General features: G+C 63.2%; 13 protein-coding genes. 9 read left to right on the top strand and 4 right to left on the bottom strand.

Features of this window, described 5'->3' with window-relative positions:
• The first annotated feature begins 255 nt into the window (after positions 1-255).
• From T331_RS0109705 to T331_RS0109690, 4 genes are read left to right on the top strand one after another with little or no spacing between them, the layout of a single operon-like run.
• Positions 256-1629, top strand: a complete 1374-nt coding sequence (locus tag T331_RS0109705) for a carbohydrate porin (RefSeq protein ID WP_081822203.1) — start codon at positions 256-258, stop codon at positions 1627-1629.
• Positions 1626-2501 carry an SMP-30/gluconolactonase/LRE family protein gene (locus T331_RS0109700; protein WP_035179793.1) on the top strand — a complete coding sequence of 292 codons (876 nt, stop codon included), beginning with the start codon at positions 1626-1628 and terminating at the stop codon, positions 2499-2501. The genes T331_RS0109705 and T331_RS0109700 overlap by 4 nt, the downstream gene beginning before the upstream one ends.
• 42 nt (positions 2502-2543) lie before the next feature.
• Positions 2544-2810 (top strand): metal-sensing transcriptional repressor, encoded by a 267-nt coding sequence (locus T331_RS0109695; RefSeq protein ID WP_026439870.1) that lies wholly within the window; start codon positions 2544-2546, stop codon positions 2808-2810.
• Positions 2811-2832: 22 nt separating this feature from the next.
• Positions 2833-3957: an S-(hydroxymethyl)glutathione dehydrogenase/class III alcohol dehydrogenase gene (locus T331_RS0109690; RefSeq protein ID WP_026439869.1), complete on the top strand. Its 1125-nt coding sequence runs from the start codon at positions 2833-2835 to the stop codon at positions 3955-3957.
• Between the two features lie 57 nt (positions 3958-4014).
• Here T331_RS0109690 and T331_RS0109685 read toward each other — a convergent pair whose 3' ends face one another.
• From T331_RS0109685 to T331_RS0109675, 3 genes are read right to left on the bottom strand one after another with little or no spacing between them, the layout of a single operon-like run.
• Positions 4015-4761, bottom strand: a complete 747-nt coding sequence (locus T331_RS0109685) for an SDR family NAD(P)-dependent oxidoreductase (protein ID WP_026439868.1) — start codon at positions 4759-4761, stop codon at positions 4015-4017.
• Between the two features lie 2 nt (positions 4762-4763).
• Complete coding sequence (locus T331_RS0109680) at positions 4764-6641, bottom strand: TRAP transporter large permease (protein ID WP_026439867.1); 1878 nt, start codon at positions 6639-6641, stop codon at positions 4764-4766.
• Entirely contained in the window at positions 6638-7648 is a 1011-nt protein-coding gene (locus tag T331_RS0109675) for a TRAP transporter substrate-binding protein (RefSeq protein ID WP_155992675.1), read from the bottom strand. Before T331_RS0109675 ends, T331_RS0109680 begins: the two co-directional genes overlap by 4 nt.
• 255 nt (positions 7649-7903) lie before the next feature.
• Between T331_RS0109675 and T331_RS0109670 the strand changes: the two genes are divergently transcribed.
• From T331_RS0109670 to T331_RS0109650, 5 genes are read left to right on the top strand one after another with little or no spacing between them, the layout of a single operon-like run.
• Positions 7904-8752, top strand: a complete 849-nt coding sequence (locus T331_RS0109670) for an IclR family transcriptional regulator (RefSeq protein ID WP_026439865.1) — start codon at positions 7904-7906, stop codon at positions 8750-8752.
• 24 nt (positions 8753-8776) lie between these two features.
• A complete protein-coding gene (locus T331_RS0109665) occupies positions 8777-9946 on the top strand; it encodes an acetyl-CoA acetyltransferase (protein WP_026439864.1) in 1170 nt (389 codons plus the stop codon).
• A complete protein-coding gene (locus tag T331_RS0109660) occupies positions 9943-11583 on the top strand; it encodes an acyl-CoA synthetase (RefSeq protein ID WP_026439863.1) in 1641 nt (546 codons plus the stop codon). Before T331_RS0109665 ends, T331_RS0109660 begins: the two co-directional genes overlap by 4 nt.
• 10 nt (positions 11584-11593) lie before the next feature.
• Positions 11594-12148: a PPC domain-containing DNA-binding protein gene (locus T331_RS0109655; RefSeq protein ID WP_026439862.1), complete on the top strand. Its 555-nt coding sequence runs from the start codon at positions 11594-11596 to the stop codon at positions 12146-12148.
• Positions 12145-12534, top strand: a complete 390-nt coding sequence (locus tag T331_RS0109650; RefSeq protein WP_026439861.1) for a PPC domain-containing DNA-binding protein — start codon at positions 12145-12147, stop codon at positions 12532-12534. The genes T331_RS0109655 and T331_RS0109650 overlap by 4 nt, the downstream gene beginning before the upstream one ends.
• A gap of 130 nt (positions 12535-12664) precedes the next feature.
• On the opposite strand, the gene T331_RS0109645 is transcribed toward T331_RS0109650, so the two are convergent.
• Positions 12665-14047: a cytochrome-c peroxidase gene (locus T331_RS0109645; RefSeq protein ID WP_026439860.1), complete on the bottom strand. Its 1383-nt coding sequence runs from the start codon at positions 14045-14047 to the stop codon at positions 12665-12667.
• Positions 14048-14064 lie beyond the last annotated feature (17 nt).

The following is a 14064-nucleotide window of genomic DNA, read 5'->3' as shown; positions in this document are numbered from 1 at the left end:
CCGGCACAGCCTGTCCCGGCCAGCAAGCCGTTTGTTCTGGGCAACTTCGTAGCGCTATTATTTTGGCTCGTCAAACCAAATCGACGTCGGGGAAACGCCGGAATACGTCAGAGTCTTGTCTGTTTTTTTCATATATTTTGGTCAATCTTCTTCGCTGGACAGGCCGTTTTGAAAGTGATAGCCAATTTCGTAGCGCTACGAATTAAGCGCCCCGCGCGATGGCGCGACGAAAAACGATCCGAGGGAGCAGACAAGATGAAACGCGTTTCATGCAAAGCCTTGAAGGCGGGTACGCTGGCCGCCTGGGCGCTCACCGCCGCCAATGCCGCGGCCCAGGTGCCGGGGCCGGGTAATTTCACCCCCGCCAACCCCAACAGCACGCTGGCGAAGCTTGGGGAGAGATTGCTGAATAACGGCATTTATCTGCGCTCGAACTACACGGGCGACGCGGCGGGGAATGTCAGCGGCGGCCATAAGCAAGGGGCGGATTATGCCGATGAGCTCAATCTCGGCGCGGATATCAATATGCAGACGCTGGCGGGGATTCCCGGCGGGGCGCTGCATGTCACCGTCACCGGGCGCACCGGGCGGGATATTTCCATCGACACGGTCGGCAACAACGTGCTCGCCAACCAGATTTATGGCGGCCAGGGGATAAGACTTTCCGAGCTGACCTGGGACCAGAGCCTGCTGCAGGGGCGGCTGGATATCATCGCCGGACGGATGAATGATGCGATTTTCGGCACCTCGCCGATCAACTGCAATTTCATGACCAACGCTTTTTGCGGCCATGTCGATTCGATGTTCCGCGCCGTCGGGCTGGTCGCCTACCCGTACGCGACCTGGGGGCAGCGCACCACCATCAAGCTCAACCGCACGCTCAATCTGATGATCGGCACCTCCGAGGTGAATCCGAAACAATCCGCCTATGGCCGGAATGATCTGAATTTCACCTTGCAGAACGATACCGGCGTGGTGGTGCCGGTGGAGCTGGATTACACGACGAATTTCCAGCAGAGCGCCTACCCCACCGCGATCCAGCTCGGCGGCTATTGGGACAGCTCGAAATATAACGACCCCGCCTACAATACAGCCGGCCAGCCTTTGGCCAGCGCCGGCGGCAAGGCGGCGACGCATTGGGGCCGCACCGGCGTCTATGCCTTCTTCAACCAGGTGGTCTATCGGCCGGATCTCTCCAGCACCCGCAATCTGCGGATTTTCGGCGGCTTCACCCATAGCCTGGATACGCCTGAGGAAATCCAGTGGGGCGGGGATGTCGGCGCGCTCTATACCGGGCCCTTCGCCAGCCGGCCTTATGATACGATCGGCCTTCTTGGCACGGTAATGCATTTCGGCGGGCGCGAGCTGACCTACCTGAAGCAGGAGCGCGCCCTGGCCGGCGGCAGCGGCACCCCGGCGGCGAATGAATATATTTTCGAGGTCAATTACGGCATCCAGGCGAATGACTGGCTGCGGGTGCTGCCGAATGTGCAATATGTGCTAAACCCGGATAATCTCGCTCATCCGAAACAGGCCAGCGCCACACCCAATGCGTTGATTTTCGGTGTGCAGCTATCCGTCAATCTGGTCCGGCTCGCCGGGCTGCCACAAAAGGTGTTCTCGCATTGATTTCACGCTTCGCCCCCCTGCCCGGCACACAAGGCATGCTCACGGAAAGCCCGGTCTGGGATGCGCGGCGCCAGGCGCTGCTCTGGTGCGACATTCCGGAAGGGTTGATCCATGAGCTGACGCTGGGCAGCGGGGCGCGGCGGGTTTGGCAATTGCCGGGACCGGTGGGCAGCTTCGGCCTGGCGCAAGGCGAGGCGCTGGTGGTGGCCTGCCGGCACGACATCATTCTGCTGGAGCGCGATAACGGCGCGCAAAGCGTGCTGGCGCGGCTGCCGCCGGACCCGCGCACCCGCGCCAATGACGGCAAGATCGGCCCGGATGGCGCCTTCTGGGTCGGCACCATGGATGACACGCCGGCGAAGGAGCCGATCGGCGCCCTGTATCGCGTCACGCCGGAGGGGCGGGTGGAATGCCGGGTGGAAGGGCTCGTCACCTCCAACGGGCTGGCCTGGTCCGCGGATGGGCGAGTGCTGTTCCATTCCGATTCCCGTGCCCGCAGGCTGGATGTTTATGATTTCGATCCGGCGACGGGCACGCTGCGCAATGGCGTCCGGCTGCGGGAGTTCGAAGACGAGACCGGCCGGCCCGATGGCGCGGCGATGGATGTGCAGGGGCATTATTGGAGCGCCGGGGTTTCGGCCGGGCGGCTGAATGTGCTGACGCGTGAAGGGGGGCTGGTGCAGAGCCTGGCCGCCCCCGTCCCCGCCCCCACCATGCCCTGCTTCGGCGGGCCGGATATGAAAACCTTGTTCCTCACCTCGCTGCGCCACGGATTGTCCGAGGCGCAGCTGGCGGCGGCTCCGGGCGCGGGCGGGCTGTTCCAGGCCCAGGCGGAGGTGGCCGGCGTGCCCGTGGGGCGCTTCGGCGGCTGACCCCTCGACATACTCACCCGGAGTATATTAGGGTAGCGCGCCATGCCGCACCACCCTGAGGAAAAGCGCAAAATTCTCGCCCGCATCCGCCGCGTTCAGGGGCAGATGACGGCGCTGGCGGGCGCGCTGGAGGAGGGGGCGGACTGCGCGCCCATCCTGCAACAGCTCGCCGCCGTGCGCGGGGCGGTGAATGGCATCATGGTGAGCGTGCTGGAGAGCCATCTGCGCGAGGAATTCGCGGCCCTTGGCGACCCGCCGCCTGAACCGCCGGAGGCCGTGATGGCCCTGCTGCGCTCTTATCTCCGCTAGAAACCCGGAAGGATCCCCGCCGATGAAATCCCGCGCCGCCGTCGCCTTTGCCGCCGGACAGCCTCTGCAGATCGTGGAAATCGACGTCGCCCCGCCCAAGGCCGGCGAGGTGCTGGTGAAGATCACCCATACCGGCGTCTGCCATACCGATGCCTTCACCCTCTCCGGCGAAGATCCGGAAGGGCTGTTTCCGGCCGTGCTGGGGCATGAGGGGGCGGGGATTGTGGTCGAGGTCGGCGAAGGTGTGACCAGCGTGGCGCCGGGCGACCATGTGATCCCGCTTTACACCGCTGAATGTGGGGAGTGCCTGTTTTGCAAGAGCGGCAAGACCAATCTCTGCACCGCGGTGCGCGCCACCCAGGGCAAGGGGGTGATGCCGGATGGCACCACGCGCTTCAGCTATAATGGCCAGCCGATCTATCATTATATGGGCTGCTCGACCTTCAGCGAATATACCGTCGTCGCCGAGGTTTCACTGGCCAAGATCAACCCCGGCGCCAATCCCGAGCAGGTCTGCCTGCTGGGCTGCGGTGTCACCACCGGGCTGGGGGCGGTGAAGAATACCGCCAAGGTGCAGGAGGGCGATTCTGTCGCGGTGTTCGGGCTGGGCGGCATCGGGCTGGCGGTGATCCAGGGCGCGAAGCTGGCCAAGGCCGGGCGGATCATCGCCATCGACATGAATCCCGGCAAGTTCGAGCTGGCGAAACAGTTCGGCGCCACTGACTGCGTGAACCCGAAGGATCATGACAAGCCGATCCAGCAGGTGATCATCGAGATGACCGGCTGGGGGGTGGATCACAGCTTCGAGTGCATCGGCAATGTGAATGTGATGCGCGCGGCGCTGGAATGCGCGCATCGCGGTTGGGGGCAGTCGGTGATTATCGGTGTGGCCGGTGCGGGGCAGGAGATTTCCACACGGCCCTTCCAGCTCGTCACCGGGCGGCGCTGGCTGGGCACGGCCTTTGGCGGGGTGAAGGGGCGCTCGCAGCTGCCGGGAATGGTGGAGGAGGCGATGGAAGGCAAGATCCAGCTGGCGCCGTTTGTGACGCATAGGATGGGGCTGGCGGAGATCAATCAGGCGTTTGATCTCATGCATGAGGGGAAGTCGATCCGGTCGGTGGTGCGCTTCGCTTGCGAGGAAGTTTGACGGGTTTTGTGGGGGCTTTTTGAAAAAAGTCCCCACACCCCGAAAAATTTTTGCGATTCAGGCGGCGGTGAGGCCGGAGCCCATCATGCCGCCATCGATGGCAAGCACATGGCCGGTGACGTAGCCGGCATCATCCGAGCACAGGAACACCGCGCCGCCGGTCATTTCCTCCGGGCTGGCATAGCGCGCCATCGGGGTGCGCTCGATCCAGCGCTTGCGGATGAAATCATTATGCATCTTGGCCACCAGCGGGGTTTCCACCGGGCCGGGGGAGAGCACGTTGACGCGCACATTCTGCGCCGCCAGATCCACCGCCATCACCTTGCTCAACACCACCACGCCGCCTTTCGAGGCGCCGTAGGCGGAGCGGCCGACATTGCCGGTCATGCCCGAGACGCTGGCAATGTTGCAGATGGCGCCACCGCCGGTTTTCACCATCGCCCGCGCCGCCGCCTGGCCGACGATGAAGGTGCCGCGCAGATTGACCGCGATGATCTTGTCAAACAGCTCCAGCGGGGTGTCGAGGAAGGGAATGTCATTGCCAATGCCGGCGGAGTTCACCACGCAATCCAGCCGGCCATATTTGGCGATGATCTTGTCGATGCCGCTTTGCGTGCTGGCCTCATCCGCGACATTCATCTGCAGCGGCGCCATGTTCGAGTCATCGAGGGCGGTGGCCTCCGTGCTGAGATCAGCGGCGATGACCTGCGCGCCTTCGCGCACGAAACGCTCGGCGATGGCAAGGCCGATGCCCGAGAGCCCGCCAGTGACCAGCGCGATTTTTCCTTGCAACATTCCAGCCATATTCAATTTGCTCCGATGAGACAGGTGGTCAGCCATGGCACCATGGCGACGATGACGATGCCGACGAGCAGCGCGCCCATATAGGGCCAGATGCGCCGCAGCCCGGCATCAGGATTGATTTTTCCGATGGCGCAGGCGGCATAATAGCCCACGCCGAAGGGCGGGGAGAACAGCCCCAGCCCCATCGCCAGCACGATGGTGATGGCGTAATGCACCTCGTTCACGCCGATGGATTGCGCGACGGGAAACAGCAGCGGCCCGAACAGCACCACGGCGGGAATCCCCTCCAGCACGCTGCCCAGCACCAGGAAGGCGAGGATGGAGACGACCATGAAGCCAACGCGCCCACCCGGCACGGCCTGCATCGCCACTGTCAAACTCTGCGAAAAACCCGATTGCGTCAGCGCCCAGCCCATCGCGCTGGCGGCGCCGATGATGAACAGGATGGCGCCGCTGAGCGAGGCGGTTTCGATCAGCAGCGGATAGATACGCCGCCAATCGAAACTGCGATAGACGAAGATCCCGACCAGCACCGCGTAGGCGATGCCGATGGTGGAAACCTCCGTTGCCGTGGCAACACCATCCACCACCGCGAAACGGATGACGAAGGGCAGAGCGAGTGCCGGCAGCGCCACCCAGAAGCGGCGGAGCTTTTCCTTGTTGGGGATTTTTTCGGCCATCTCCGGCTTGTCGCCGCCTGAGCGCCACCAGGCGATGACGCCGAGCGCCAGAGCCAGCACGAGTGCCGGGATGAGGCCGCCGGCGAACAAGGCCGCGATGGAAACGCCCGTGGCGGAACCTATGGCGATGAGAACGATGGAGGGCGGCACGGTCTCGCTCATCGCCGCCGCGCTGGCCAGAACTGAGACCATCTCGCCCTCATTCATGCCGCGCTTTTTCATCTCCGGAAACAAGACCGGCGCCACCGCCGCCATGTCCGCCGCCTTGGCGCCGGAAATGCCGGAGACGAGATAGATGGCGCCGAGCAGAACATAGCTCAGCCCGCCGCGGACGGAGCCGAGAATGGCGGTGAGGAAGGCGATCATCGCCCGCGCCATTCCGGACATTTCCAAAAGTCCGCCCAGGAAGACGAACAAAGGCACCGCGAGCAGGATGAGCGAACTCATGCCCTGATCCATGGCGCTGAGCATGACACTGGGCGGGGCGGCGTTGGTGGTGAGCAGGAAACTGATCGTCGCCATGCCGAAGGAGAAGCCGACCGGCACGCCCGCCAGCACGCCAAGCCCGAGCAAGCCAACGAAAAACGAGACAAGATTCCAGTTGCCGATGCCGATGATCAATGACTGCCCGGCCCAGAGCAAGGCGGCGATGGCGCCTAACAGCACCACCGCCAGCCCCAACGCGCGTAGGCTACCGCGCCCCAGGCGGATGACCGCCTGCAGCAGCATCAAAATCGCGGCGACAGGGATGGCGCTGGTGCGGATCATGTCCGACAGGCCGAGTGCCGGCGAGAGGATCGGCGCCTGGTTGTTGGCGTAGCTCCAGGAGGGCGGGATCATCAGCAACAGGAACAAGGACGTGGCCGCCAGCGCGAAGCCTTCGAGGAAGGCGGCGACGCGGGGCGGGGCGCGATTGACGATCGCGGTCATGCGCATATGCTGGCCGCGCTGCAACGCGATGACCGCGCCCAGCATCGCCAGCCAGAGAAACAAAATGCCCGCCAGCTCATCGGCCCAGACCAGCGGGCTGTCGAGCACGAAGCGATAAAAGACGCTGGCCGAGAGAATGAGAATCTCGACCAGGGCGAGGATGGCGGCGGGAATTTCCACCGCCACCCGCAGCCAGCGTTCCGCCATCTTCCAGACGGAATGCCCACTTTCTTCCAGCGCGCGCGCCTGCATATGCGACAGGCCGCTCATCCCAACGGTCCGGTGTAGCTTTCCAGCAGCGACCAGGGCTGAGCGCCGAACTGGCCTTTCCAGTATTTATAGAAACCGGCCTGCGCGAGCGCGTCACGGAAGGCGGCGGGGTCGGTATTGTTGAAGACCAGCCCTTGCTTGGCGAGGCTGCTCTGCAGGCTGGAATTCAGCGCCGCCACATCCACACGCTGGCGCAGGGCCGCCGCGTTGAGCTCCTTGCGCACGATCGCCTGGAAATCCGCCGGCAGCTTGTTGAAGGCCGCCGGGTTGGCGAGCAGCCAGAAACCGTCCCACATATGATTGGTGAGGGAGCAATATTTTTGCACCTCATAAAGCTTCGCGGAATTGATGATGGCGAGCGGGTTTTCCTGCGCATCGACAATCTTGGTCTGCAGCGAGGTATAGACCTCGTTGAAGCTGATCGTCGTCGGCGCGGCGTCGAAATCCTTGAACATCGAGGTCCAGAGGGCGGCGGGCGGAACACGAATGCGCAGCGATTTCAGATCCGCAGGGGTGTTGATGGGGCGGTTGCTGGTGGTGATCTGGCGGAAGCCGTTATCGAAAATATTTTCGAAGGCGATCAGGCCGCGCTTGGAAATTTCACCGCGCACATACTCGCCCAGCTTGCCATCCATCGCGGCGAAGGCGGTTTTCTCGTCCTTGAAGGCAAAACCTACGCCGTTGATGGCGGAAGCGGGCACCAGCGTGGACAGGATCAGTGGCGACAGGGTGAAAAACTGGATGGCGCCGGAGCGCACCTCGGAGAGCATCACCGGATCAGTGCCCAGCGTGCTGTTGGGAAACAGAGTGATGTCCAGCTTGCCGGCGGTCTGTTGCTTGATATTCGCCAGGGCTTCGCTAATTCGCACATTCAGCGGATGGGTCGGCGGCAGATTGGTGGCCAGCTTATAGGAAAAATCCGCGGCGCGCGCCGGGCGCGACATCACCGAGACCAGCGGCAGAGCGGCGGCACCGGCAACAGCGGCGCGGCGCGACAATTTTATCATTCTCATTTCCTCCATTTATTTTTTGAAAGATCGTGTCGTCAGATCACCATGACGAAATTTAATGCGCCAACCAACCCTGGCGCCGAGACATTTTCGCTCAAAGGTTCATATTGTGAAACTTAAAATCTCCCGTGTGTATTATTTGCCGGAAACATAAGACATAGACATTATAAAAGCAAATATCTAAAATCAGATTCAGGGAAAGGTCCACAATATGGATTTGATTTTACAACTCAATCAGACGCGGCATTGCCGATGAGGCGCGCCAAGGAGGCTGGACCCGCGCGGCAGGAGGGGGGCGGCACGCAGAGTCTGCAGCGCGCGCTGGCTGTACTGCGGCTGGTGGCGAGCCATTCCGGGCGGGGGATTCGGTTGGCGGACGTGGTCGAGCGATCGGGCCTGACCAAGCCAACGGCGCATCGTTTGCTGCAGGCGCTGGAGCAGGAAGGGTTTCTCGCCCAGGATGTGGCGAGCCGGCTTTATCATCTCGGGCCGGAAGCCTACGTGATTGGAACACTTGCCGGTGATCGCTATGGGTTTCGCCGCGCGGCGCTGCCCAGCCTGGCACGGCTGGCGGCTGCATCGGAAGATACCGCCTTCCTGACAATACGGCGGGATCTGCATGGCGTGTGCCTGCATCGCGAAGAGGGGAGCTTTCCCATCCGCTCTTACGTGTTGCAGGCGGGGGACCGGCATCCGCTTGGCGTAGGCGCCGGGAGCCTGGCCATTCTCGCCGCCCTGCCCTGCGATGAAGCCGAGGAGCTGATCGAGCGCAATAGCGAGGAGTTGCAGGCGCGCTATCCGGGCTTTCCGCCCTCGCTGCTGCGCCAACGCGTGGAGGAGGCGCGCATTGAGGGGCATGCGTTCAATCCTGGCCAGCTTTATGCCGGCAGCTGGGCGGTCGGCGTGGCGGTGATGGGGCGCAATGGGCAATGCGAAGGCGCGCTGTCCATCGCCGCGATCGAGAACCGGCTGCAGCCGGATCGGCGCACCTACCTGGTGCGACTGCTGCAGCAGGAGGTGGCGAAATTGACCGAATTGCAGGAACGCCCGGCGGGGGCGACCAATATCGTCGCGCAGGCCCGCAGGTTGACGGCGAATTAGAAAAACCGAGGAGCGAACAAGACCATGTCAGACTCGTGCATTGTGGGCTGGGCCCATACGGAATTCGGAAAGCTGGCCGATCCCGATGTTGAAAGCCTGATCGAGCGTGTGGCCGCGACGGCAATCGCGGATGCTGGGCTGGAGGCGCAGGAGATTGACGGCGTGTTTGTCGGTCTGTTCAATAACGGCTTTTCCAAACAGGATTTTCCTAGCTCGCTGAGCATGCAGAGCGTGCCGGGGCTGCGGTTCAAGCCGGCGTCGCGTTATGAGAATGCCTGCGCCTCGGGTTCCGCGGCACTTTATGCGGCACGCGATTTCATCGCCGCCAGGCGCGGGCGGTTGGCGTTGGTGATCGGCGTGGAGAAGATGACCACCCTACCCGGCCCGCAGATTGGCGATGTGCTGTTGGGCGCCTCCTACCGCAAGGAAGAGGGTGAGATTCCCGGCGGGTTCGCCGGTGTGTTCGGGCGCATCGCGGAGAATTATTTTCAGCGCTTCGGCGACCAGTCCGACGCGTTGGCGATGATCGCGGCGAAGAACCACAAGAATGGCCTGGATAATCCCTACGCGCAGATGCGCAGGGATCTCGGCTTTGAATTCTGCCGCCAGGAATCAGAGAAGAACCCGTATGTGGCGGGGCCGTTGAAGCGTACGGATTGCTCGTTGGTGAGCGATGGCGCGGCGGCGTTGATTCTGGCGGATGCAGAGACCGCGGCCGCCATGGCGAAGTCGGTGAAATTCCGTGCGGGCGTGCAGGTGAATGATTATCTGCCGCTCTCGCGCCGGGACCCGACGCGCTTTGAAGGCGGGGCCGCGGCCTGGAGCCGGGCGCTGGCGGAGGCGAAGCTGGCGCTCAGCGATCTCTCCTTTGTGGAGACGCATGATTGCTTCACCATTGCCGAGCTGATCGAGTATGAGGCGATGGGCCTTGCCCCGCATGGGCAAGGCGCGCGCGTGATCAAGGAAGGCTTGACCCAGCCCGGCGGTAGGCTGCCGGTGAACCGCTCCGGCGGGTTGAAGGCCAAGGGCCATCCGGTCGGCGCCACAGGCGTTTCCATGCATGTGATCAGCGCCATGCAGCTCACCGGCCAGGCGGGGGCGATGCAGTTGCCGAAGGCGGAGCTGGCGGGGGTGTTCAATATGGGCGGTGCGGCTGTTGCCAATTACGTTTCCATCCTGGAGCGGCAGAAATGAATGTGATGTCCTCCATCGAGGCGGCGCCGCGCGGTGGAGTGGCGCCGTGCAGCAAGCGGGTGATGAATCTCTCGCATTTTCTGCGCCAGGCCGGGCGCCGGCATGGCGATGAAATCGGCTTCGTGCATGGCGCGCAGCATCTGACCTGGGCGCAGCTGGAGGCGCGGGTGGATGGGATGGCGCTGGCGCTGGCCGCGCGCGGTGTGGTGAAAGGCGACCGAATTCTGGTGCAGTCCAGGAACTGCAACCAGCTTTTCGAATCCATGTTCGCCTGTTTTCGCATCGGCGCGGTCTGGGTGCCGACCAATTACCGGCAAAGCCCGGCGGAGGTGGCCTACCTGGCGGAAGCCAGCGGCGCCAGCGTGATGATCTGCCAGGACGCCTTCCCCGCCCACGCGCAGGCGGTGCAGGAGGCGGTAGGCGGGCTCAAGCATCTGATCACCATTGGCGAGGGAGGCGAGAGCTACGAAGCGTTGGTGGCTGAACATCTCGGCCAGACCTGCGCGTTGGCGGATGTCACCTATGATGATCCGTGCTGGTTCTTCTTCACTTCCGGCACCACCGGGCGGCCGAAGGCGGGGGTACTGACGCATGGGCAGATGGGGTTTGTGATCACCAACCATCTTTGCGATCTGATGCCCGGCACCACGCATGAGGATGCCTCGCTGGTGGTGGCCCCGCTGTCGCACGGGGCGGGGATTCATCAGCTGGTGCAGGTGGCCCGCGCGGTGAAAACCGTGCTGCCCGCCAGCGACAAACTGGACCCGGACGAGGTCTGGGAGCTGGTGGCACGCTGGAAGATCACCAACATGTTCACGGTGCCGACCATCGTGAAGCTGCTAACCGAGCATAAAGCGGTGGATGAGCATGACCATTCCTCGCTGCGCTATGTGATCTATGCCGGCGCGCCGATGTACCGGGAGGACCAGAAATTCGCCCTACGTAAACTTGGCCGCGTGCTGGTGCAGTATTTCGGGCTGGGCGAGGTGACCGGTAACATCACCGTGCTGCCGCCTTCCCTGCACGAGCCGGAGGATCATGCGGGGGCGCGCATCGGCACGTGCGGCATCGAGCGCACGGGCATGCAGGTTTCCATTCAGGACGAGCAGGGCAAGGAGATGCAGCCGGGCGAGACCGGAGAAATCTGCGTCTGCGGGCTCGCAGTGTTTGCCGGCTATTACAATAATCCCGAGGCCAATGTGAAAGCTTTCCGCAATGGCTGGTTTCGCACCGGGGATCTCGGCCATCTCGACCGGCAGGGGTTTCTGTTCATCACCGGCCGCGCCTCGGACATGTATATTTCCGGCGGCTCCAATGTGTATCCGCGCGAGGTGGAGGAGCTGCTGCTCACTCATCCGGCGGTGGCGGAGGTGGCGATTGTCGGCGTGCCGGACCGGATGTGGGGCGAGGTCGGCGTGGCGGTGCTGGTGACGCGCCCTGGGGCCAGCATCAGCGAAGCCGAGATGATGGCGTTTCTGGACGGCAAGATCGCCCGCTACAAGATGCCCAAGCAGGTTTTCTTCTGGGATGAGCTGCCGAAATCCGGCTATGGCAAGATCACCAAGAAGATCGTCCGTGACGAGCTTTATGCCCGGGGCTGCCTGACGCAGGATGCCCCGTCTTCCGTATCCGCATGAGGAGATGAGCATGGCCCCCGCGCGCCTACACACCCCAGCGCCGCGTGCACGCACGATGATCCATCCCGGGCCGTTCAACCCGGTACGAATCCAGAGCCAGCACGCGACGCATGGGCGCCATATCCGCCTGGCGCTGGCGCCAGGGCTGAGCCTGTATGAAGGGCTGGTGAAGCCGTTGGCTGAGCTTGGCATCACCAGCGCCTCGATGACCATTCTGGGCGGCTATGCGGCGCGGCTGGAATATTGCGTCGCCCCGCCGGATAAGAGCAAGCGCGCGTTGATTGCCTACTCGACGCCGATTCCGCTCGGGGAGACCTACATCATTTTCGGCAACGCCACGCTGGGGTTCGATGCCGCGGGGAAGCCGCTGGTGCATTGCCATGCGGCGATGCGCACCGACACGGGCGCGGTGCAAGGCGGGCATATCATCACCGAGGAGACGATCATCGGCCCCTGGCCGATTCCGGTGCTGGTGACCTCGCTGGAAGGCTTCGAGCTGCGCCAGACATTCGATCCGGAGATCAATATTTCCGTTCTCAAGCCGTTGCGGGAGCAAATGATATGAGCCAGGCCGTTGCTGAAAGCGGTGCGATGGGGCGGGTGGCCTATGCGCGCATCGCCCCGAATGAAGATCTGGTGCAGGGGGTGGAAAAGCTCTGCCTCGCCGAGGGGTTTCGCAATGCCTTCGTGCGCGGGGCGCTGGGGAGTTTGGTGGATGCGTGCCTGGGATTGCGCGATGGCGGCACGCAGCTGATCAAAGGGCCGGCGGTGGAGATTGTCAGTCTCGCGGGTGAGGTGCGCAGCACGGAGGATGGCGGGCTGCAGGCGGCGCTGACCGGGGTGGTGGCGGACCCGCAGGGGCACGTCTATGGCGGGCCGTTCATTGCCGGGGGCAACCCGATCTGCATGACGTTTGAGGTGACGCTGGAAGAATGGCTGCCTGAGGACTAAAAGTTTTTTGGTGCCGCTTTTTTTCAAAAAAGCGACGAAAAAGTTTGGGGTGTTGGCAACGCACGTGCCAACACCCCAAACGTTTCTGGGGACTTTTTGAAAAAAGTCCCCAGACCCCCAAAAACTTTTGCTACCCGCCCTTCGGCTTGTACCCATCCGTCAGCGTCTTCAGGAACGCAACGATATCATTCACTTCCGCATCGCTCAGCGCCGGGGCGTCGCCCAGCTTGCGGTTCAGCGGCGGATCGGTCCTGTCGATATTCGCCTGATATTTCGCAGGCAGATCATTGAATTTTTCGACCTTGCCGTCGGGGCCGGTGGGATAGATCCTGCCAGGCGCGACATCGCGTAGGTTATAGAACTCCACCACATCATGCAGATTATGGTAGAATCCGTTATGGAAAAACACCTTCCGCGTGGCGCTGTTGCGTAGCGTCGGTGTGAGGAACATGCCGCAATATTGCGTCAGGCTTTTCAAATCCTCGCGGATCGGCCCGCACAGCCCCATATCGAAATAATCCGGGTTGGCGTTGGCCGGGATATGCGGGTTGCGCGGTACGCCGAGTGCTTCGTACTGGGTGTCGGTGAACAGAGGCGGGCGGTGGTCGGGTGTGGGCTGATCGAGATGGCAGGCGGCGCAATCGCCCTTGGCCGGGTCGTTGAACAGCTGGTAGCCGCGCATTTCCGCCTGACTCATGCGGGCTTTGCCTTCCAGCCAATAATCATATTTGCTGGTGAAAGGATGGAAATCCTGGTCCTCCATCTCATAGCGCGCGATCGCGAACAGCGCCTCGGCAACCACGAAACGGGGGGTCTGGAAAATATCATCGCCGAACAAGGCGGTGAATTGCGCGGCGTAGGGGCTGGCCTGCAGCTTGGCGGCGATGGTGGCGTCGCTGCCGCCATCCATCTCGAAAGAGCTGGTGAGCGGGCCCTTCGCCTGCGCCATCAGCGTATCGGCGCGGCCATCCCAGAACAGCCCGCCCATCGGCACGAGATTGGCGGCGGCGCTGGCGGTGCTTTGCGCGGTCTTGGTGGCACGGGTGGCGGTGGCGGCGGCCGCGGCGAGCTGCGGCAAGGTGGCCGGGGTGTCGGTCTCGCCCTGCTCCGGGCCGATGGAGAAATTCGCCTGGGTGCTCAGATAATCCAGCGAGGGCACGGCGCGCAGGCCGGGGCTTTTCATCTCCGGGCCGCCATAAACCACGGGGCTGGCGGTCGGCGGGCCGTAATGGTTTTGCGGGTCGTGGCAGGAGGCGCAGGAGAGCTGGCCGGAGGCGGAGAGGCTCTTGTCGAAGAACAGGTTCTGGCCGAGTTGCGCCATCGCCGAATATTGCGCCGGCGCCACCGGGCGGACCAGCGCGATGGGGGCCGGGTTCTTGCCCTGCGCCAGCGCGAAACTGGCCAGCGGGGCGGAGGCCCAGTCGCTCAGCGGGATGGGGCCGGAGAGGACCCATCCCGCGAAGATGCAGAGACAAAGGGCTGCGAGAAGCAGCAGGCTAGACCAGAGACGCATCTCGCAGGCACCCGGTG

Origin of the sequence: Acidocella facilis ATCC 35904 (genome assembly GCF_000687875.1) — a bacterium.
Classification (GTDB): Bacteria; Pseudomonadota; Alphaproteobacteria; order Acetobacterales; family Acetobacteraceae; genus Acidocella; species Acidocella facilis.
The sequence above is the reverse complement of the archived record's forward strand: the minus strand, read 5'-3'. Positions and strand labels throughout refer to the sequence as shown.

Bases quoted from the DNA above. Each gene is read 5' to 3' on its own strand.
- T331_RS0109705 (WP_081822203.1), top strand. From the start codon at position 256: ATGAAACGCGTTTCATGCAAAGCCTTGAAGGCGGGTACGCTGGCCGCC.
- T331_RS0109695 (WP_026439870.1), top strand. From the start codon at position 2,544: ATGCCGCACCACCCTGAGGAAAAGCGCAAAATTCTCGCCCGCATCCGC.
- T331_RS0109690 (WP_026439869.1), top strand. From the start codon at position 2,833: ATGAAATCCCGCGCCGCCGTCGCCTTTGCCGCCGGACAGCCTCTGCAG.
- T331_RS0109685 (WP_026439868.1), bottom strand. From the start codon at position 4,761: ATGGCTGGAATGTTGCAAGGAAAAATCGCGCTGGTCACTGGCGGGCTC.
- T331_RS0109680 (WP_026439867.1), bottom strand. From the start codon at position 6,641: ATGAGCGGCCTGTCGCATATGCAGGCGCGCGCGCTGGAAGAAAGTGGG.
- T331_RS0109675 (WP_155992675.1), bottom strand. From the start codon at position 7,648: ATGATAAAATTGTCGCGCCGCGCCGCTGTTGCCGGTGCCGCCGCTCTG.
- T331_RS0109670 (WP_026439865.1), top strand. From the start codon at position 7,904: ATGAGGCGCGCCAAGGAGGCTGGACCCGCGCGGCAGGAGGGGGGCGGC.
- T331_RS0109665 (WP_026439864.1), top strand. From the start codon at position 8,777: ATGTCAGACTCGTGCATTGTGGGCTGGGCCCATACGGAATTCGGAAAG.
- T331_RS0109660 (WP_026439863.1), top strand. From the start codon at position 9,943: ATGAATGTGATGTCCTCCATCGAGGCGGCGCCGCGCGGTGGAGTGGCG.
- T331_RS0109655 (WP_026439862.1), top strand. From the start codon at position 11,594: ATGGCCCCCGCGCGCCTACACACCCCAGCGCCGCGTGCACGCACGATG.
- T331_RS0109650 (WP_026439861.1), top strand. From the start codon at position 12,145: ATGAGCCAGGCCGTTGCTGAAAGCGGTGCGATGGGGCGGGTGGCCTAT.
- T331_RS0109645 (WP_026439860.1), bottom strand. From the start codon at position 14,047: ATGCGTCTCTGGTCTAGCCTGCTGCTTCTCGCAGCCCTTTGTCTCTGC.